Annotated in this window: 15 protein-coding genes; 4 read left to right on the top strand and 11 right to left on the bottom strand. The window is 67.3% G+C overall.

Going from position 1 to position 18,630, the window contains the following annotated elements:
* Positions 1–37: 37 nt before the first annotated feature.
* The 5 genes from BLU55_RS01390 to BLU55_RS01370 are packed head-to-tail and all read right to left on the bottom strand — an operon-like array spanning position 38 to position 3,775.
* The gene (locus BLU55_RS01390) at positions 38–1,411 is read right to left on the bottom strand and encodes a replication initiator (RefSeq protein ID WP_331713636.1); all 1,374 of its coding nucleotides are present in this window, start codon (positions 1,409–1,411) and stop codon (positions 38–40) included.
* Positions 1,408–2,775 (bottom strand): FtsK/SpoIIIE domain-containing protein, encoded by a 1,368-nt coding sequence (locus BLU55_RS01385; protein WP_091725302.1) that lies wholly within the window; start codon positions 2,773–2,775, stop codon positions 1,408–1,410. The genes BLU55_RS01390 and BLU55_RS01385 overlap by 4 nt, the downstream gene beginning before the upstream one ends.
* On the bottom strand, positions 2,772–3,035 hold the full coding sequence (locus tag BLU55_RS01380) for a hypothetical protein (RefSeq protein WP_091725301.1): 264 nt from the start codon (positions 3,033–3,035) through the stop codon (positions 2,772–2,774). Before BLU55_RS01380 ends, BLU55_RS01385 begins: the two co-directional genes overlap by 4 nt.
* A gap of 1 nt (position 3,036) precedes the next feature.
* Positions 3,037–3,345, bottom strand: a complete 309-nt coding sequence (locus BLU55_RS01375) for a hypothetical protein (RefSeq protein ID WP_157682674.1) — start codon at positions 3,343–3,345, stop codon at positions 3,037–3,039.
* A 1-nt stretch (position 3,346) separates the two neighbouring features.
* A complete protein-coding gene (locus BLU55_RS01370) occupies positions 3,347–3,775 on the bottom strand; it encodes a hypothetical protein (RefSeq protein ID WP_091725297.1) in 429 nt (142 codons plus the stop codon).
* A 471-nt stretch (positions 3,776–4,246) separates the two neighbouring features.
* Here BLU55_RS01370 and BLU55_RS01365 point away from each other — a divergent pair, with 471 nt between their 5' ends.
* From BLU55_RS01365 to BLU55_RS19985, 3 genes are all read left to right on the top strand, one after another.
* A complete protein-coding gene (locus BLU55_RS01365) occupies positions 4,247–6,910 on the top strand; it encodes an NACHT domain-containing protein (RefSeq protein WP_091725296.1) in 2,664 nt (887 codons plus the stop codon).
* 33 nt (positions 6,911–6,943) lie between these two features.
* Entirely contained in the window at positions 6,944–8,095 is a 1,152-nt protein-coding gene (locus BLU55_RS01360; protein WP_091725294.1) for a hypothetical protein, read from the top strand.
* A 570-nt stretch (positions 8,096–8,665) separates the two neighbouring features.
* The gene (locus tag BLU55_RS19985; protein WP_091725292.1) at positions 8,666–9,877 is read left to right on the top strand and encodes a restriction endonuclease; all 1,212 of its coding nucleotides are present in this window, start codon (positions 8,666–8,668) and stop codon (positions 9,875–9,877) included.
* Between the two features lie 258 nt (positions 9,878–10,135).
* Here BLU55_RS19985 and BLU55_RS01350 read toward each other — a convergent pair whose 3' ends face one another.
* Entirely contained in the window at positions 10,136–10,675 is a 540-nt protein-coding gene (locus BLU55_RS01350; protein WP_091725290.1) for a hypothetical protein, read from the bottom strand.
* A gap of 266 nt (positions 10,676–10,941) precedes the next feature.
* Here BLU55_RS01350 and BLU55_RS01345 point away from each other — a divergent pair, with 266 nt between their 5' ends.
* Entirely contained in the window at positions 10,942–11,547 is a 606-nt protein-coding gene (locus BLU55_RS01345) for a hypothetical protein (protein WP_091725288.1), read from the top strand.
* Between the two features lie 113 nt (positions 11,548–11,660).
* Here the strand turns inward: BLU55_RS01345 and BLU55_RS01340 are convergent, their stop codons facing one another.
* From BLU55_RS01340 to BLU55_RS01320, 5 genes are all read right to left on the bottom strand, one after another.
* Positions 11,661–11,930 (bottom strand): hypothetical protein, encoded by a 270-nt coding sequence (locus tag BLU55_RS01340; protein ID WP_091725287.1) that lies wholly within the window; start codon positions 11,928–11,930, stop codon positions 11,661–11,663.
* Positions 11,927–13,741, bottom strand: coding sequence for a peptidoglycan DD-metalloendopeptidase family protein (locus tag BLU55_RS01335; protein ID WP_172833845.1), 1,815 nt, complete (start codon positions 13,739–13,741; stop codon positions 11,927–11,929). The genes BLU55_RS01340 and BLU55_RS01335 overlap by 4 nt, the downstream gene beginning before the upstream one ends.
* An 83-nt stretch (positions 13,742–13,824) precedes the next feature.
* Entirely contained in the window at positions 13,825–15,732 is a 1,908-nt protein-coding gene (locus BLU55_RS01330; protein WP_157682671.1) for a hypothetical protein, read from the bottom strand.
* A gap of 20 nt (positions 15,733–15,752) precedes the next feature.
* Positions 15,753–18,272 carry an ATP-binding protein gene (locus tag BLU55_RS01325; RefSeq protein ID WP_091725282.1) on the bottom strand — a complete coding sequence of 840 codons (2,520 nt, stop codon included), beginning with the start codon at positions 18,270–18,272 and terminating at the stop codon, positions 15,753–15,755.
* The gene (locus BLU55_RS01320; RefSeq protein WP_091725281.1) at positions 18,256–18,624 is read right to left on the bottom strand and encodes a hypothetical protein; all 369 of its coding nucleotides are present in this window, start codon (positions 18,622–18,624) and stop codon (positions 18,256–18,258) included. The genes BLU55_RS01325 and BLU55_RS01320 overlap by 17 nt, the downstream gene beginning before the upstream one ends.
* Positions 18,625–18,630: the final 6 nt, after the last annotated feature.

Below are 18,630 nucleotides of genomic sequence, written 5' to 3'. Positions count from 1 at the left end.
GAGGCCAAGCAATCTCGATCGGCGCCGAACCTGCCCGTCACGCCGCATCCCACTCGACGCCGGGTCCCGCCCGCGAGCGGGCCATGAGCAGGGGAATTCCGCGCCCGACATAGACGAAGCTCGACACGACCTCGAAGCCCGTCGGCGCGTCGTCGGCGACCAGCGGGTGAACCTCCTGCGGCGCAGTGCCACGACTGCCGCGGTGCATCTTGCGTGCGAGTCGCAGCTGGCCGAAGGTCACGGAATAGGCTCGTGACTTCGTGATCGGGTGTCCACGGTAGGCCAGCGTGGCGAGGCACAGCTGCATGCGTCGGTACGCCTCGTGTTGTCCACTGAGCCAGCACGCGGCTCGCACCAGATTCACTGCATGTGGACTTGCACCTCCGGCGCGCGCTTGGCCAGGCGTCCTCACCCGAGCCGGCAGGCCGAAGTCCTCCGTCGTCTTGGTCAGGTACTTCGCCAGGTACGCCGCGACCTGCTCTGGATGCACCACGCGGGCGGCCCTGTCGGAGTTGCGCGCCACAGCACCGCTGATGGACCTCAGATCGATCTGCGCCCCCCACTTCAGCTCGCGACTGCCGCCGTCCACGAGCAGTTCCGACTCGAGCGCTACGCGCCCCGCAGCGACCACGATGGCGCGCTCCAGATCATCCGTGTCCAGAGACAGGTCGCATCGTGGGCCGTGGGGCCCCTCCGGGCCGTCGAGCCGGATGGGTGCGTGGAAGTGCACGACTCCCCGAGCTTGGAACTCGACCACTTTGGAGTACGAGATCCGGCACGCCTTTCGGAAGTCACTGACTCGCAGACCGACGACCTTGGCGAGCTCGCGCTGCAGCGCGATGCAGAAGCGTCTCCAGAGCTCCGGGGCGTGCCACTGCCACAGCACATGCCCGACGTAGTCGTAGCAGTCCTCGCACAACGGTTCCCCAACCGATCGATCGTGCTTGTCGTGGCGGCGGTGGCACCACATCGGCCGGCCGTGCGGGCAACGCGGGTGGTCCCGTCGAGGCCGGCACGGGCCCCCTCCCCTAGTGCCGTGGACCGGACCGAAGGACGGCGCGGTGAGGGTGAGGAAGGTGCACGGGCGCTTCGCAACATCGGCGGGTACGCCCTTGCCGCCGGCGAGCCCGCAGAGCAACAGGTGCCAGGCATCGCCCTTGTACTCCCGCGAGCAGCTGGGGCACACCCGCGCACGGCGGTCGCCGCACCGCACGTACACCTGGCCGTCGAGCTCGCTGGCCGAGTCGTACAGCGTCGTGATCTCCCCCGTCCGGGTGTCGACCAGGTTGCGCTGGCCCCGCAGGCGCACGGGTTGGACGCAGCCACGCGCGCGTCGTTCGGCGTCGTGGCGGTAGACATCCCGGTGCAGGCTGGCGGCCTCAGCGGCCGTCGTTGGACTGCCGGGGCTCACACGTTGTCCGAGGCGCGGTCGGCTCGACGTCCGCGCCTTTGGTGCTCGGGACGGACGGGCAGCACGGACAAGGTGGTGGGCGTGGCGAACATAGTCGCCGTCTCGCGGATCAGCTCGTCGGAGGCGTAGCCGGCTCGGACTTTCACTGGTGGCCCACCGGCCTCCGGCACGACGTATCCAGTGCCGGGCACGTCCACGGACAGACGGTGGCAGTGCGCGCCCGCCTGCACAGCGGCCTCCCCCAGCACCATCGTCGACTCAGATGAGTCCTTGAGCCGCAGGCCCACCATTTGCGTGAAGAGCCCACGCGCTGGCACGACGTCCTTGCGCGGGTCCTGCAGGCAGGCGAACACCACGAACCCGGGCGCTCGACCTTGCGAGAGCAGGATGTTGAGGGCGACGTCAGCACGACGCTGGAGCTCCCGGTCGATCGAGTACGCCGTCAGGGCGGCTAGCTCGTCGATGACGATGACGTGCAGTGGGTCATCAGTCGTGGGCTCGTGGCTGCGGACGTGGCCGGCGTACTGCCGGGTCCGCCTCTGAAGCCACTGGACGAGGAGCTCGAGCAGCGCGACCGCCTCTGCCTGGGAGGTCGCTACGGTCGTGAAGAGCCCACGCCCCATCAGGATCTCCATGCCGCCCTTGAGGTCGATGCCGTGCAGCTGGATGCGGCTGTCACGTACCGCTGGCGCCAGCCCGAAGACGAAGGACCACAGCACGGCCCCCTTGCCCGATCCCGAGCACCCTGCGACCAACGTGTGGGGGCCGATTGGAAGAGCCCAGTCACTGCCGTTCCACTCACGTCCGATGACCACGCTGGCGCCTCGAACGCGCCGCGGGACTGTCGCTGCGAAAGGCTCGCCCAGCACGTCCTCGAAAGCCAGCGAGATGCGCACGTCTCGCGTTCCGTCAGGCTCGACGCGGATCTGCGAGGCCCCGAAGCAGGAGCGCAGCGCCTCAGCCTGCTGCTCGAAACCGGCGATGGTCTGACCGCCGGCCAGCCGGGTGCGAAGCACGAGTCGCGGCCATCTCGACACGACCCGCAGGGCGGGACGCTCGTTGGCCAGGCCGCACGACGCCAGCGCGTCTACCCACTCGAGCCTCGCGATCTGGGCTCGATAGCGTCCGACGATCGGGCCGGCGAGGCGCCAGTAGCTCCCAGGCCGAAGCAGCATCCACGACCTGGCAACCACCATGAACGCGCCCGCCACGGCGATCGCAGTCGGCGCCGACCCCCAGGCGAGCCAGACCAGAGCAAGAGCAACGACGACGTGGCCGGGATGCCGCTTTGACAACCAGGCCAGGAGATTCACCCAGAAGCGGGTCTCGGACCACGCCGTCGCTGCCGTCTTGGAGAGGGTCATGCGACCCGGTGCTCGCCGGCCCGGAATCGGCGTACGGCGTCGTCGAGGATGTCGATTCCCTCGCTGAGCGTCGACCGGGCCACGTTGAGCACCTCGTAGAGGTCGCCGCCCGGGGCGTCGCCGAGTCCGCGGCACTGGCGAGCCAGGTCGTCGTACACGACCTTGAGTGCCGCCGACCACCGCATCAGCTCCTCGGCGGCCTCGTCCTCGGTGGTCACGTCGAGGAAGCGGAACCACTCGTGCGTCGACGAGCGCGCCACGTCACTGGCTCTTAACGGCGACCACGGTCAGGACGAGGCCAGCGGTCTCCGCGGTCCAGCCGGTCGGGCTCTGACTGATGAACTCGACCTCGTGCTCTCCGTAGATGAGCCGCTTGCGGAGCTTGCGCTTCGCCATCTCGTCCCCGACGTGCACGGTGACGAGCGGCAGCTTGTCCGAGTCGGTCGGCGGCACCACCTCGATGCGGGAGACCTCCTGCTGGCGCCCCAGGAGGTCGGCCGTTCGTCCGAGCGCGTCGGCGAGGTCACCGAGCACCCAGCTCCCCCACTCCACGTCCCATCCCACCGACATCTCAGGCCACCGCCTTGTCGGACCGCTGCGCCGAGCCGCTGGCGGGGGTGCTCGGGGTGGTGACCTCCTTGGCCCGCAAGGACCAGGCGATGCGAGAGAAGTTGCCGGTGTCCTCGACGTACGCCGTCGCCGTCATGCCGGCGAAGCGCACCGGCCGAAAGGGCAGCTCGCCCTCGTGGCGGTCCAGCACCGGCATCACCTTGGCGCTGACCTTCACCGTCATCGTCCGGTTGGACTTCTTCGCCTCCGGGTCGGCGTCGACGACGTCGACCGCCCAGACGGGCATGCCGGAGTCCGGGTCAGCCGCCTGGACCGGTGCCTCCCGGGTCGACCGGTCGAAGTCACGAACCGGCGAGATCTCACCCACCATGTAGGCCCCGAACGGGAAGACGATGTCGAACTCGACGGGCAGCTTGCGTGGGATGGCCATGGGTTCCTCCTGAGGTCGATTGCTGACCTCAGCGAACTACCTGCACCGGGGACGCCCACACCACACGATTGGGACGCAATTGAACGTCCCCCTGACGGAGTGAAGGCGGGTTCCACGCCCTTCCCGCCCAGATTGACGCTGCTGCCCACGATCCCCAATCGCCTATAAACTCACAACCTGCGGCACCGGTGGAAAGGCTCCGCCGCGGCCCACGAGCTCGCGGGATCGCGGGCTCTCGAGGTCCATACGTTCAGTTGCTCCGCGGGTGTCTCAGGCAGTGATCCGCGGGCGGCAGGCCGCACTCGCGACTCATTTCGGTCGGCAGCCGCCCTACCGCTAGGAGACGAGTCGAGGGTCCAAATCGCCCTTGGCGCGTCCTGGGCGACTCGCGCATTCTGCCGCCTGATACATCGCCCCAACCCTGACGCGCTCGTGCGACGGTGTCTGCATCGTGCGAGAGGATTTCTGCGAGTGAGTGGCGTCGACACCGTCAGGGGCATCAACTACCAGCACTGTCATGCCTTGCTCGCCGCGCTCGACGTTGCGGCCGACCCGACACTGGCGGGGATTCGGGTCGAAGGCACCGAGGACGTCTTAGACCTCGAGGTGCTCGGACCTAATCCTTCGGGTGGTTCGCCCGTTGTCGTGCGCGGAGCCCAGATGAAGTCCCGCGTCGCGCCCTACACGTGGGCGAAGGGCGACCTGCTGAAGATCCTTCGACGTTGGGCTGATCTCACGGCCAGCAAGAGTGCAGCCTTCGAATTCTTGACTGATGGCGAGCTAGCCGCCTCCGGTCACGTCGTCGTCGCCGCTTTGGACGCTGCTCGTGGCGGTGACCTAAGACTGATCGCCGGATTGCTCGGCGTCCCTGACACCGATCCGATGTGCAAGGTTGCGGCCCGTGTGCACGTCGTCTCAGAACCTGGTTCTGTCGAAGCGCTGCTGCTCTCGGCCGAAATCGAGGTCCGGGCTCTCTTGAGCATCGGAACACGGCACCCGGACGCCGAGAAGGAGTCCATCGACCGGGTCAACGAGCTGTTCCGGCTGATCTCCACCCGGTCGGGTATGAGTGACGCAGACGACCGGATCGTCAGCCGTGAAGAGATCGTTGCGGTCCTGGGCGGGGCGAGTGACCTGCCCGCCGCCGACCGTTGGGCGAGCGCCCTGGGTGGCGAGTATCAGGCTGCTGCTGCCGCTCTTGACGTAAGTGACGAAGTCACCCCGGCGCTGCGAGCCGGTTGGCAGAGCGAGGAGCTGCGCATCGAAGACCTCGACCGCACGTCGACGCCGCTCGTGCTCGCGGGCCGGACCGGATCCGGAAAGTCGACAGTGGCGCGCCTGTGGCGCCACAACGCCGCAGTCGCCGGCCGATCAGTGGTCGTTTGTCACGTGGAGGCGTACATCGCCAACAGGCTCGATCGTCTCGTCGCGGACGCTGTCGGGGACCTAGTTGGGCGCAACCTGCCGCGAGCCGTGGGACGACAGACGCTGGCCGATCCCAGCACGACTCTGGTTCTCGACGGCGTCTCCGAGGTGCCGCCGCATCTGCGTGGTGTCCTCGCTGAGGAACTGCGGACCCATCTGGCCGGCGGCCACAATGCCCGGGTCGTGGTGGTCGGTCGCGACGAGACTTTATGCGCGAGTGTCTACCCGACCTCGGTCGCCGCTGGCCGTTTGTTCCCCCACGCGTTCGGTCGCGAACAACGCACCGAGTTGACCGCGAAGGTCCTCTCACGGATCGCCGAGACGGAACCAACACCAGGCCCCGACTCTGCCGGCGGGCCAGTACAGCCCTACAAGCACAGTGAACCCGGTGGGCCGGGTGACGTGCCGGCGGACGAGTTCGCCCGCGAATCCGCCACCGCTTTGGCCCGGGTCGAGCACGCCCTCGGCGACGCGGCCGGTAACCCCATGCTGCTGCGGTTGGCGTTGGAACTGGTGGCCGACGGGGTGCCCTTTACGGATAGGGCATCGGTTTACGGGGGCAGTGTCGAGCGGATGGCGGCCCGAACGAACGCCGGAGACGTACGCATCGCGTCGGCGATGCTGGGCGTGGTGTTCGCGAGGCTGCTCGATCAGGGCAAGCGATACGCGAACCCGCTGGAGTGGGAGCGACTGTTCAGCGAGGCTGCGGCCCTACTTCAGAACGACGGTATCGCGACCGAGGTCGCGCACATCCGTGAAGCGGTCGCGCGTAGCGGCTTGATCAACGCGATCGTGACCGGGATCGGATCGACGACGCTAAAGGGTCCGGTCCACGACTCGTTTGCGGACTACTTCGCCGCACGCGCCCACGCAGACGGTTTGGTGCACCTTCCGGTCACGCTTGTCGAGAACGATGAGAACCGGGTCTTGCTCTCGGCACAGATGCTGATGTTCAGTGACGCCGATGTTCTGGCGGTCGCCGAGCGACTTCCCTTCACGCTGGTTCGGCTCAGCGAGTCCGACCACAACACGATCACCGACGACACTCCTGAGTTTGTGGCGAGGATCCTCAGCGCTGTACTGCCGGACCTGGCAGCCGCGGGGGTGACCATGTGGCGGCGTCAAGACGGCACCCCGCTCGCCCAGGTCGGCGCCGGCATTAGTGGCTGGGTCGGGATTGAGGATGCGCCGGATCTGTTCGCCGGCACGACCGTGGTAACCGAACCCGGAGACGGTCCCGTCGCTGTCGCGACCCGGCTGTGGCAATGGATCCTGCACCATCGGCTCGGTCGCAGCAGCAGCCTGCGGCCCCGTACCCCGCGGTCACGGCAGGAAGCGTGCGATCAGCTGACCGCGCACACGGACCTAGTGGTCGCCGCGGCCAAACTCATTCTCGCCGAGGTCGCGCCCCGGGTCGCTGCCGAGCGTCTGGCCCAGACCGTCGGCCCGTTGGGTATTACTGGCGTCGTCTACGAACGCGAAGGCCGAGAGTTAGGACCTGACGGGTGGCCAGTCAGGTTCCGGCACTCACCGGCAACGCACTTGGTGCCCGCCCCAGACAACTCCCCCGCAACCGACCGGACCCACGGCGAAGACAGGTTCACCACGTGGGGAGACGTCGAGTCGCATGTCTCTACGTCGCCCGAACGCGAGGCCGCGAAGAAGATCAGAAGCGCGATTGTGAAGCTGACCCGGAACCACTGGTTATGACTCCGCCCACCAACTCTTCAAGGGAGTACCCGCATGAGCGTGCAGCACTCGACGTCACCGGACCTCTGGAGGGCCGTGTGGCGGCTGGCCGACGCGTGGTCAGAGACGCCGCTGGTGAAGGACTTTGCCGCAACCCTGCCCCGCAACCAGGGGTTTGAGAACCGCGGTGACAGTGCGACTGGGATTCCTGCGCTCCTCCAGCATCTCGACATGCATGCCGGGATGATGATGAAGCCCTTGATGTTCGGAAGCCGCGTTCCCGTTCTGCTGGATCAGCCACTTATCAGCGGCGGGACTCCTGCCGTCGACCAGAGCGAGATCGCGGCGTGGTTGACAATGGCAAACCAAATTGAAACTGCGCACCGAATGACACTGGCGTGGCTCCGCTCTCGACTGGCTGGGTACCCGATTCTTCGCGCACCCCAACTCGCTCCTGGGACGCCGCTAACGACGTTCGAGATGACGATCCACTACGGATGGGCTAAGGAGGAGTTCTCTGCCGGGCTAAATCAGCTGCCAGCGCCACCGAGCGTTCCCAATCTACTAGGCGCCCACGTCAACGCGTCACGCGAACTTGATGAGGCCGCCCGGGACCTAGTCAGGACTCTCGAAGTGTCGCCGGCGTGGATCCGTTTTCACGACTCACTGGACGGGCTAGGCGAGGTCGGGAAGGTAGCGCTCCGAGATGCGCGTCGGGAACTAGCCGAGCGGCTATCATTGGAAGCAGTAGACGATCACGAGGAAAATTTTGCTCTGCCGCGGGCCGAGTACCGCGCTCACACGACCGCCGAGGTCATCGACTCGTTGACCGATTCGGCACGGAAGTACGCCGACGCATTCAACGACGTCCACAAACTCCTCACGCTCGTCGCCTGCGAGATCTTCGGGGAGCTAGCCCTATTCGGCGAACCGTGGCCGCTTCCGGTGCTGAAGCTTGCGACACCCCAGCCGGGACAGCCGATCGTCGCGTTCGAGGGCCAAGGCGCCGCCGGCTTATTTCTTGACCCCGGTCAGGTGCTGTGGCTATCCAACGAGTCCGTGCCCGACGCTGTTCGCATAGAGACTAAGTCGATGAAGTTCGACGTCGAAGGGTTGCGTCAACATTTTCAGGCACGCGTCCTGATCGGAACGGGTGAAGGGTGGCCCGCGTCAACCATTCAGATTCAGGCGGATGCTGCTGAGTAGAAGACGTACAGCCATCATCCGCCTGCGCCGAACAACATGTGACTGCACGAACCTGTGGCGCACCAACTCTTCGGCAAGCTTGGCCGGTCACGAGAGCCACAATTTTCGTTTGGTTCGACCGCAACGGTTGATAGGCACTGCGCTAACCTGCACATATGCCGCTCTTAATCAGTGCTCACGCGACTACATAGCCTGCCGTGGCGACTGCGTCATTCCGCCGCTTGGTGAATGCACTCGAGCACCCAGACGTAACTTGGTACGAGCAGGCGCTAACCTGCGGGACGCGCCCGTCCTGGGCGAGGGGCGCGCCAACCCGCGCTAGGTTGCCGCTGCGGTCGACGACGGCGAATCTTGTGCAATCGGTGGTCCGTGGTGGCCGGGGGTGCGATGCGACTCCCCGTCCCGCATCAGCCATTACGGCTGTTGCCCACCCTGCGTGCAACGCGTCGGCGTCGTCTACGTAGGAGTGACGGATTCGGTGTCGCACGGGCCACAGAACTGTATGACCGTTGATGTCGGCAGCCCGGTTCTGTCGAGCCGGCTGTCGGTGGGGTTTGCGACACTCCTCTCATGCACGACACGCGCTCCTTCGCTACCCGCAGCCTCATGTGGAAGGTGCGCCATAGTGCGTGGCTCCTCGCGGTGATCCTTGGGGTCGGTTCGTTTTCGTGCGTTGGCTTCATCTACTGCGCTGTCCGCGTGCGTTCTACTACGTGGAAGCGTCGTGCCGTTGTCGTGACCGCGTTGAGTTTGGTCGGCCTGATTTCGCTGGTGACGCCCGTCGAGCCCATCCAAGACTTGGGCGCTGGCTACGCAGCCTTTCTGTGGCTCGGCCTCATCGGCTACGGCCTCTTCGTGAACCGTGACTATCTTCGGTGGCGGTCCGCCCAGTCGCCCATCGCGCCGCCCCCAGCACCATGGCCGCCTGTCGTCCCCGTCGCAGCGGCCCCGAAGCCAGCCGCTACTCCGACGGGCCCGGTGCCCGACCGACGCGGGGGGTCTGTGCCGAACGGAACGGCCGGTCGACGGGGCTCGCCCCTGCCGGCACAGGCAGTTTCGTCTCTCGTAAACGAGGTGCCGCGCTTTGAAGCCCCGCCTATCGAACCGGGCGGTCGGGTCGTTTCGTCTTGGCAGGAGGCTGAGGCTCTTGCCGCGTGGCACATGAGGCAGCTCGGCTTCGACGACGCCGAGATGACTCCACCTGGCGCGGACGGCGGCCTTGACGTCCGGGCGAATGATGCGGTGGCCCAGGTCAAGCACTACGCCACACCCATTGGCGCTCCGGTTGTTCAGCAGCTTCGCGGGGCAGCCCACGGTAGGGGCGCTGCGTTGTTCTATAGCCTCACCGGCTACACGAAGGCCGCGGTCGAGTATGCGAACGCAGCCGCCGTCGCGCTCTTCACCTACGACGAGGGCGGTGTTGTGCGGCCGTTGAATCATGCGGCTCAGACTCTTCACGACCGCGCTGGTGGCGACGATGCCTTTGATGCTGCCGAGTTCGAGAAGCAGGCGCAGCTCGCCGCGTTGCTTCAGCAGTACTTCGACGTCATGAACGCCAAGTACATCGAGGTGGCGAAGCGAGCCCTCGAAGCCGCTAACGGGGACAACACTTCGCTGATCTTCCGCTCCGCCGTTGCCGAGAACGCGCGGGTCGCGGCGATCTTGGAGTCACTCGGGGTCAACGGTGGACCTGTCTCGTCCGACCGCATCATTGACGCCTCTTCTGCGATTGCTCAGGCTGCTATCCGGCTCGCCGAGGATCTCGAGAGGTTGTATCGCTGACTGGTTCGGTGATCTGTTAGTCGGTCGCTTGCTGGAAGCGCGCGCGGTGGAACTGGCAGACGAACTGCAACAGCGTCGACTTGCCCTGGCCTGGGCCGCCGACGATGAGTGGGTTCCCCGTCCACTGCGGGTGCAGCAATGCCTGGGCGGCGCCCGTGAACTACTGCGTCACCCGGTGCATCTTGCGCGATCTGAGCGAGGAGGGCAGCAGCTTCTGTGTCGCCCCGTGACGCGAAGAAGACGTCGACGAACATAAAGTCAACCCGATGGCCTTCGAGCTTGGGTCTGCCGAAAGAGCACCTTGTCGTCGACCTCGTACTGATCGGCCACGTAGGCGCGGACGGTTCCGGAAATCCGCTCGCGTCGCTCCTCCTGCCGCTCGTGTCGCCGCATCATCTTGGTGAGGGTGTCCGGGTCGTACGCCCGACCTTTCTCGGAGTCGATGAAGGTATGGTGGATGCTGCATAGCAGGGTTCGATTCTTGTATGTCTCCAACTTGTTGGCCGGGTAGTTCGCGTCGTAGCGGGGCCCCTCGGGTGACGGCGAGTAGACGTGAGCTTCCTCGCCGACGATGGTTTGCAAAGTCTCCCCCCCCCTCCTGGCATCGACCTCGCCCGCCGTCAGTTGGCGCCGACATTGCGGGAAGGCGCACAGGTGCCGGGAACAAGCCCACAGGGTCTTCCGGTCCTGCGGCGACAGGCCCACGGTTTCTGGCTGGTGTTCGACTTGACTTGATATTGACGGCTTCATCCTCCCAACGGACATCTGCACGCGCCCGGTCCAGCGATCGCGGATCACACACCCGATCGCTCTGCCAAGTCCTTGGGTAGCGCTGCGCGGGTGTCCGGTTGATCGAGCAAGTGGCCTGGCTGGAGAACGATGAACTCGCGCTCGACAGCGTCGACGGTGAAAAGCCACTTCACGGGAAGAAGCGATGCTGGTCCTAGCCACGCGTCATACCGCCGCGTTGGTCGTGGACTCCGTGGCTCCTGCGTCGCGTACGGCGTCTTGCACCGGCTAGGTGCCGCGCCCCAAAGAGACTCCTTTGGCGCGATGATGAATGCGTGGCTATACCCGCTCTGATCGTGTCCGTTCTGGCTTTGGTGTTCACCGTGGCGTCGTTTTGGTGGCTTCAAGCCAGACCCGGCAGGCTGGTCGCATACGAGCCCAGCACTTGGGCTGCCTACCTCTCGCAAGACCGCTCCGCATTGCGTCTTCCCCTGGTGCTGCATAACACGGGTGCCACCGCGCTGGTCGTGATGGAACTGCGGGTAGCTTTCGCAGAGGGCCAGTTCATGGTTTGGGAACACACCCGAACCACATTGATCCCTCAGTCAGACGACGTTCAGGACGCACGGACCCCGTTCAGCATTGCCGGCAGAAGCACCCACGAGCTGGTGGCGGAATTTCGCGGAACCTTCCCAGGCAAGGTGCCAGTTGGACGACCTCACCGCATCGTCGTCGAGGCGCGCTCTTCGAGAGGCTCGGGCTGGCGCGAGGTGCTCGCCTACGACTTGCGACTGGAGAATTTCGTGCATCCCGTCACCTACATCGTCTATACGAACGAGCAGAACTATCTGCCGCAGGAGGAGCTGGCCGCAGGAGTCGAGCGCCGCAACAAGCTGCGCGAGCAGTGGGGGCTCCCTGACAGAGAACCGGACACCGCCTGAGGTGGGTCATACCGCCGCGCGGAGGTTAGCTGAGTCTGTGCGGAGGTGGCTCCGACTTGGTTACCTGCACGCATGCAACGCTTGGAGCAGATTCTGTGTGGCGGCACCACTTGTCACTCCAGCCAAACGAGTCGAATGGGATACGAACTCCTCGCCGGCGGCACCGCCAGGAACATCCACCTGAAGTAATCCTCCTCACTCACGACGTCAACCACCTCAAGTCCCCCGCAATCAAACACGTCGCTCACCGCTCGGACGTCGTACACGAAGCCTTCGGGCAGGGACAGGATCACCCGCCGGCCGCGAAGCGTCTTGGCCTCGGCGGCCGGCTGCGGCGCACGCGCGGGTGGTCGACCGAAGTACGGCAGCTGCTCGCCGGTCATGCTCGCGGCCGCAACTCGACGCGGGCCACGACCAGCGGGTGGTCACTGATCTGAGCCCGCTGGAGTGACGTGTCGACCGAGTACCCTAGCCACTGGGCGTACCGGTTGCCGAAGACCCAGTCGATGCCCATCCGCGCGGGTGGCCGACACGTCGACCCGTGCGAGCCGCCGGCTGGCGATGACAGCGTGCTGCCCGATGTCAGGGCGCAGAACGCCGACGAACGATCGTTGAGGTCACCGATCAGGAAGGCCGGGACATCGTAGGTCTGGGTGATGGCCCGCATCGTGGCCAGCTCGCGGCGCACGGCCTCGGCCCGGTGGCGCGGTGCCTGGCGGCTGCCCACGTTCGCGACGTTGTGGACGTTGAAGAAGATCGCCTCCTCACCGGACCGGAGGTCACGGAGGCGCACCAGCGGCATCTCCGTCAGGCGCCCCTTCCAGTAGGGGATCGGCACCGTGTCGGCGCTGACGAAGGCCCAGCGATCGCGACGCCAGACCACGGAGTTGGCTGTCTGGCCGGGCGGCGCATAGACGGCGTACCGGTCCCCCGCTGTCCGCGTCAGCACGTCGTGCTGCGGCCGTTGCAGCTCCTGAAGCCCGACGACGTCGACGTCGTAGCGGTCCAACGCCTGGATGACACCGCCCATCCGACTCACACCGGAGTCCCACTCTGGCTTCTTGCCCCGCTGCTCGGTGTGCGACTGCCCGAGCACGTTGAAGCTGGCCAGCACGAAGCTGTCGCCAACGGATGAGGTCTGCGAGCGGACCGGCTGCGTCTCGGCTGACTTGCCGACGTGTCGGTTCAGCCACTCGCTGGGGTCGACGGCATCCTCGTAGATGGACCCACCCCGGGGGTGGACCTCGAAGTGCAGGTGGCAACCGGTGGAGTTTCCGAGCGTGCCGACCTCTCCGATCTGCTGGCCAGCTCGCACGACGTCGCCGTCCGAGACGGTGACACGCTGCATGTGGGCGTACCAGGTCGTCAGGGAGCCCTCCCCCGTGCTGACCTGCACCAGCCACCGGCCCGCCCAGACCTGGTCGGTGCGGATGACGATGCGGCCGGACGTCGCAGCTACGACCGGCGTGCCGCAAGGCAGCGAGAAGTCGGTGCCCGTGTGCCCGCGCGCCCACCGGCCGCCACTGGACCCGAAGTTACGTCGGTCGCTCGCCGCGTCGCGGTCCGAGACGGGAAGCGTGACGGGGCCGCCCACGACCTCCGGCGTCGAACAGTCGACGCCCCATGCTTCTGTCGTCGAGACGTCAGCGCCCTCGAGCTGTCCGAGCAGGCGGACCGCGAGGGCCTCGTCGTCGGCGTAGGCATCGGGGTACGCCGACCGCTGGACGGCCTGGGCGGCTCGCGTGACCGGCAGGGTCTGCCACCCCGGGACCTGCAGCAGCCTCTTGTAGAACTTGGCCGCGGACGTGGCGGGATTCATCAGGTCGGACATCGACCCCCACCACGGCCACTGCTGCTGGAAGACGCCGATCGAGCCGTGGTCGCTCCCCACCGCCTGGTGCGGGAGCCTGAGGGACCTCCCGACGCCGCGTTGGTCAGGACCAAGGTCTCCTCCGAGCCCGTCGTTGGCGTAGTTGAGGAACCGCGACTCCTGGGAGGCCGTGGCGAGAGCGACGAGCTGACCGCGCGGGCTGACGCCCATCCCACGTCCCACGGACACGATGGTCGCGGCGTTGCGGGTCTGCTCGGCCGACAGGCCTTGGAGGGGGTTCACCGTTTCGTCCTCGACCACCGCCGAGACCTGCGTGAGCTCGTCACACGCACCCTGGGCGACCTCGCTCCGTCCTCCGGTCATGGCCGCCACGATGAGGAGCGGCGGACCCACCAGGAGTCCCGTACCGAGCATGGCACCGACGCCCCACCTCCATCCGAAGCCGCTCATCGGACACCTGCCTGACCATCGTGCGCGTCGCGGTCCTCGGGCGGTCGGTAGATGGGGTAGACGGCCTCGCCGTCGTACCACTCGGGCTCCGTCGGCGGTGGTGGGACACCGCGCGACATCGGCTTGGGCACGAATCCCTCCGGCAGCTCGCGGACGGGACGTGCGATCGGCGGAGCAGCCAGTGCCCCGGCGACGCGGCTTGTCGTGCGACCGGGCTGCGACACGCCCTCAGTCGAAGGATGCCCAACAGGACTCGAAGCTTGAGCCGACGAGGCACCCTCTGGGGGACGTCGCTGCGACGGCACGACCGGCGCCGACGGTGCGGCTTCCGCCCGGGCAGGCGGATCGTCAGATGCGTCCTTCGCCGCCGAGCTGGCAGCGGCTGCTGCACCGGCTGACGCGCCGCCAGTCAGGGCGGCTGCAGACGCCACGACGATCTGCTTCCCCCGATGCTTCGCTCGACGCCCGGCTCGCCCGAAAGAGTCGTTCATCGAGCCCAGGTGATTGCCGTTGGGGTTGACCATCGCGCCCAGTCGACGGAACGGCCTGAGTGCCTGCCACATCACGAACGTGAACAGAGGCATGAGCACGAGCCCGAGCCAGGCCGGTGACCCGTTGCCGGGGTTGAGCAGGATGCCCAGGACCGCGACCGTCACGCCCGCCCCGATGCCGAAGAGGATGGCGTTGACGACGGCAGCGGCGACGGTCCGACCGACGCCGGTCACGAGCCCACCGGCCGAGGGAAAGAGGCCGAGCACGGCGAAGGCCGGGAAGAGCATGACCGCCAGGCGCACGATCATGAAGCATCCGAGCATCAGCAGTGCGGCAAGCAGCAGGAAAGGGAGTGAGAGGCACGCAGCGGCGGCCGAGAGCAGCGCGTACCCCACCCGGGTCTCGGACCGCGTCCCGCGCAAGTTCTCGTACGCCTCGGGGTCGCGCTCCTTGATCTCGTCCGCGACGTCCAGCCAGCGGTCCTCCTTGGCCTCAAAGATCTCCTTCGCGCGGTCAGGGTCGCTCTCCGCGGCGGCGGCCTCGCGCCACGTCAGTGCCTGGGCCTTGAACAGCTCGGGCCCGTACTCGATCGCAGTCGGGCTGTCGGCGTCGCCCAGGGTGCCGGCTAGCCAGGCGCGGTAGAGGATCGACTCCTGCACCTGCGATGCCACCGCCGTGCCCGGATCGGTGGTCGTCGGATCGCTGTCGAGACGTCCGACCACCGCGCCCACGGTCGAGGTCACGGTGCTGTCCGCGACCTGCCCGGCAGCGACGGGCCACCGGAAGAGCACGGTGGCGAGCACCAGGACGAGCAGCGCCCAGGCTGCGGCCGATGCGGTCGAGGAGAACGCTCGTCTGCGGGCCATCGCGATCATCGAGAGGCCCAGCACCCCGAGCACGACGGGCGCCCAGTTGGCGAACAGGCTGTCGTGCAGGCCGGTCGCCACGCGGGACACGACGGGATCGAACCCGCCGAGGAACGACGGCTTGAACGCGACCTGGGTCAGCGACCCCGTCATGGCCGTCAGCGCGATCGGGATCTGGGTGGTCCAGTTGCTGACCGCGGTGCCGATGACCGCGTCCGGTTGTCGCAGGGCATCGGGACCACACCCCAGGTCGTAGGTGTGCCAGCGCAGCCCGGCATACCCGTATTGCTCGAAGATGGTCGTGCTGCTGCCCTTGGCGAAGGGGTCCCCGGCTGGGGGCAGCTCGGCGGGCTCGCGCGCGAACATCCCGGCCACCCCCATGCCCGGAGACTCGGGCGCCGGGGCGTCCTTGCAGTCGCTGACCCCGGGCAGGTTGGGCAGGTCGGGCAAGGGCACCTCAGGAAGCAACGACCCCGGATCAGACGGGTCGTCGACCGCCACCGCGGGCGTCGAGGCCAGGACCAGGAGACCGAGGAGCAGCAGCACGACCAGCCTCGTCAGGGCCCTCATGCGACCTGCTCCACCTGGTTCGTACCCATAGCACCACGACCAGCAGTGGTGTTCAGCGCTGCGAGCAGACCTGGGTTGGCGGACAGGTCGATCCCCACCTTATCGACGTTGCCGTCCACGTCGCGCATCACAAACTCGCGGTTGGCATGGCCCCCTCGACTGCTCGAGAGGGAGGCGAGCGCACGCTCGTACCCCACCCCCGTCGGGACGCGCAGCATGCGCAGGGCATCCCGCGCCGCCTCCTCGTCCTCGATGCGGCCGACGAACGCGGCCGACATGAAGTTGGCGACATCCATCCCGAGGACGTCTGCGGGGTTCTGCGACGAGGCGAGGACGCAGGTGTTCCACTTCCTGGAGTCGCGGCCCAGACGGGTGAAGAGCGCGCGGCCGGCAGACCACTCCCCCAGGAAGTGCGTCTCGTCGAGGGCGACGAGCTTGCGGCTCTGCATGTCACGTCCGTAGACGGCACGGGTCGCGTACCAGGCTGCGAGGTGGAGGAGCGGCACCGCCATCTGCTCCGAGGTCGACCAGTGCTCGCGTGGCACCGTCCGCGGTGGCAGCACCAGACCCGGCATGGTCAGCACCGTCAGGCTCGCCGTCGACCGTTCCGCCGTTGGCTCGACCCCGGGGAAGAAGAGTCGGGACAACGGGAGCTCCGCCATGTCGCGAAGGTAGTTGGACACGATGCGACCGTGGGGGTCATCCAAGGACTCGAGGATCCGCACCACGTCCCACAGGGACGACGAACGCTCGCCCCCGGTGGCTCGCACCGCGTCGGAGACCACCAGTGACGTCTGAGGCAGCGCATTGACCGACGGAGGGAGGAGCATCTTGATGACGTCCATCGCCAGCAACTTGCGGTCCTGCGCTGCCATCACCGTCGCCTCGAGAAACGCCTCATCGGAGCCGAATCCTTCGCGACGTGGGGCGGCCACCACGTCGAACGGGTTGAGGGTGCCGTTGGCGGCCGCCGTGAGGTCGATGTGCTCACCGTGGCCGGCGATCTCAGGCAGCTCCACCAGGCGCGAGAGCGGACCCGATGGGTCCAGGACGACCGACGGGATGCCGCGTCTGACCGCGTCGTAGGTCAGCTGGCCGAGCAGCACGCTCTTGCCTGCCCCGAGTCCGCCGACGACCGGGACCAGGCCGGACGTCTCGCGCACCTCCGTCGCGTAGTGCGTGTCGAACATGACTGCTCGGCGCGAGGCACCGGTCGTGCAGCCGATGTAGGGACCGCGTCGATCACCCAGCCGGCTCGAGGCGGTCGGCACGCCTGCAGCGACGTACATCGCAGGCAGCCGTCGGCGGTGCGCTGCCGTCGAGACGGGCTCACCGGGGATGAACTCGCGCAGCAGCCCGTACTGACCGCGCGGGTGCTCGATCGTGACCCGGCGCGATCGGTAGGACGTGACGACCTGACGTGCGCGCTCGAGGCACGCCTCCTCGGTCGGACCGGCGACGGCGAGCCGGAACCAGCCGTGGACCCGGGCTGCGGTGACGTCGGCGCCTCGAGTCATCTGGTCGTCGATCTGGCGGGCCTGGTCTGCCTGGCGGCCCAGAGCGAGCGGCTCGTCCAGGTCGTGCTCGGAGTAGTGGCGCTGCATGTCGCGGACGACCAGCAGCTTGCGCTGAATGGCGCGGCGCGCCTCGACGCCCGAGAGGACGTCGAACTGGCAGGACCACTCGACCGGGAACGGCAACCGGTCGGTGTGCGAGAGCCACGGGTCCAGAGCCGGGTCGGGTGCGTCGATCTCCTCGAGCCGGCCAACGGATAGCACGGCGGCGTGACGGGTCGTCGCTTCGCGCATGCCGCGGCTCGTCAGGCGGACCGTCCGGTCGAGCGGGCCGGCGGCGTACTCGACCTCGTCCTCGAAGGCCTGGAGGTCGCCGGGATCCCACGTCGTCACCGACGTCGGGCTCAGCTCCGCAGGAGCCGGCATGCCGACCCCGACCGACCGGCGTACGAGCCACTCCATCTCCCCGGCTGTCGCGGGCCGACCGTCGAGGCCGGGCAGCGCCACGGTCTCGGTCACTTGCTCGCGCCTGGCGAGCAGCCGGGCGTGCTCCACGTTGCCGGGGTGACGCCACAGTGCCCCGATCATCCGGTGTGTGGCAGCACGGTTGCCCAGTCGTACGCCGAGGAACACGTCCTTGTCGCCCAGCGTCTGGTGTCGCAGGTGCTTCTGCATCGTGACCAGATGCTCCGACCACGGCTCCGTGTCCGGGCTCGAGAGCGGAGCCGGAGTCAGTTCGTGCAGCCGTCGTGCCCACGCCGCGGCGGGATAGGGGCGAGAGGTCACCCTGAGGTGCAGCCGATGTCCCGCCAGCCAGGCCAGGCCGTCCCCGATGCCGTAGAGGAGCTGCTCCCGCTGACGGTCCGACCTGAACGACCACGACTGCGTCGGCAGCACGAACCACGCCCAGGCCTCGTGGGCCGTGAAGCAGAGGTTGTCCTCGATGTTCTGCAGCGAGATCACCGACCGCGTGGCGGGGTCCTTGTCACGACGTCGCAGCACGATGGCTCCTCGAACGGACCTTGACCGCGGTCACACGGACGGGTCGCGTGGACCTGGGCTGGCGCGGCGTACGCATCTCGACGCGGAGCAGGTGCAGGACGCTGACGAGCGGGCGCTCGTGGTCGATGACGCCAGTCAGGGCGTACGTCCCCAGGATGGTCAGGACGACCTCCCACACGGGTGGCACGCTGACGCGCATCGGCAGCACTGCCTCGACCAGGAGCACCGAGACGAACAGCGTCAACCAGATGCCGTACGCCGAGTAGCGCGCAGACCACGGCAGGGTCATCCCCTGTGGGCCGAGCCACACCGCGTCGACGCGGTAGACCTCGTCGTCGGGTCGGATCAGCACGGCGAC

This window comes from Nocardioides scoriae (genome assembly GCF_900104965.1).
GTDB lineage: Bacteria > Actinomycetota > Actinomycetes > Propionibacteriales > Nocardioidaceae > Marmoricola > Marmoricola scoriae.
The sequence above is the reverse complement of the archived record's forward strand: the minus strand, read 5'-3'. Positions and strand labels throughout refer to the sequence as shown.

Excerpts from the sequence above, each read along its gene's own strand:
- BLU55_RS01385 (WP_091725302.1), bottom strand. The coding sequence starts at position 2,775 with ATGACCCTCTCCAAGACGGCAGCGACGGCGTGGTCCGAGACCCGCTTC.
- BLU55_RS01375 (WP_157682674.1), bottom strand. The coding sequence starts at position 3,345 with ATGTCGGTGGGATGGGACGTGGAGTGGGGGAGCTGGGTGCTCGGTGAC.
- BLU55_RS01370 (WP_091725297.1), bottom strand. The coding sequence starts at position 3,775 with ATGGCCATCCCACGCAAGCTGCCCGTCGAGTTCGACATCGTCTTCCCG.
- BLU55_RS01360 (WP_091725294.1), top strand. The coding sequence starts at position 6,944 with ATGAGCGTGCAGCACTCGACGTCACCGGACCTCTGGAGGGCCGTGTGG.
- BLU55_RS19985 (WP_091725292.1), top strand. The coding sequence starts at position 8,666 with ATGCACGACACGCGCTCCTTCGCTACCCGCAGCCTCATGTGGAAGGTG.
- BLU55_RS01340 (WP_091725287.1), bottom strand. The coding sequence starts at position 11,930 with ATGACCGGCGAGCAGCTGCCGTACTTCGGTCGACCACCCGCGCGTGCG.
- BLU55_RS01335 (WP_172833845.1), bottom strand. The coding sequence starts at position 13,741 with ATGACCGGAGGACGGAGCGAGGTCGCCCAGGGTGCGTGTGACGAGCTC.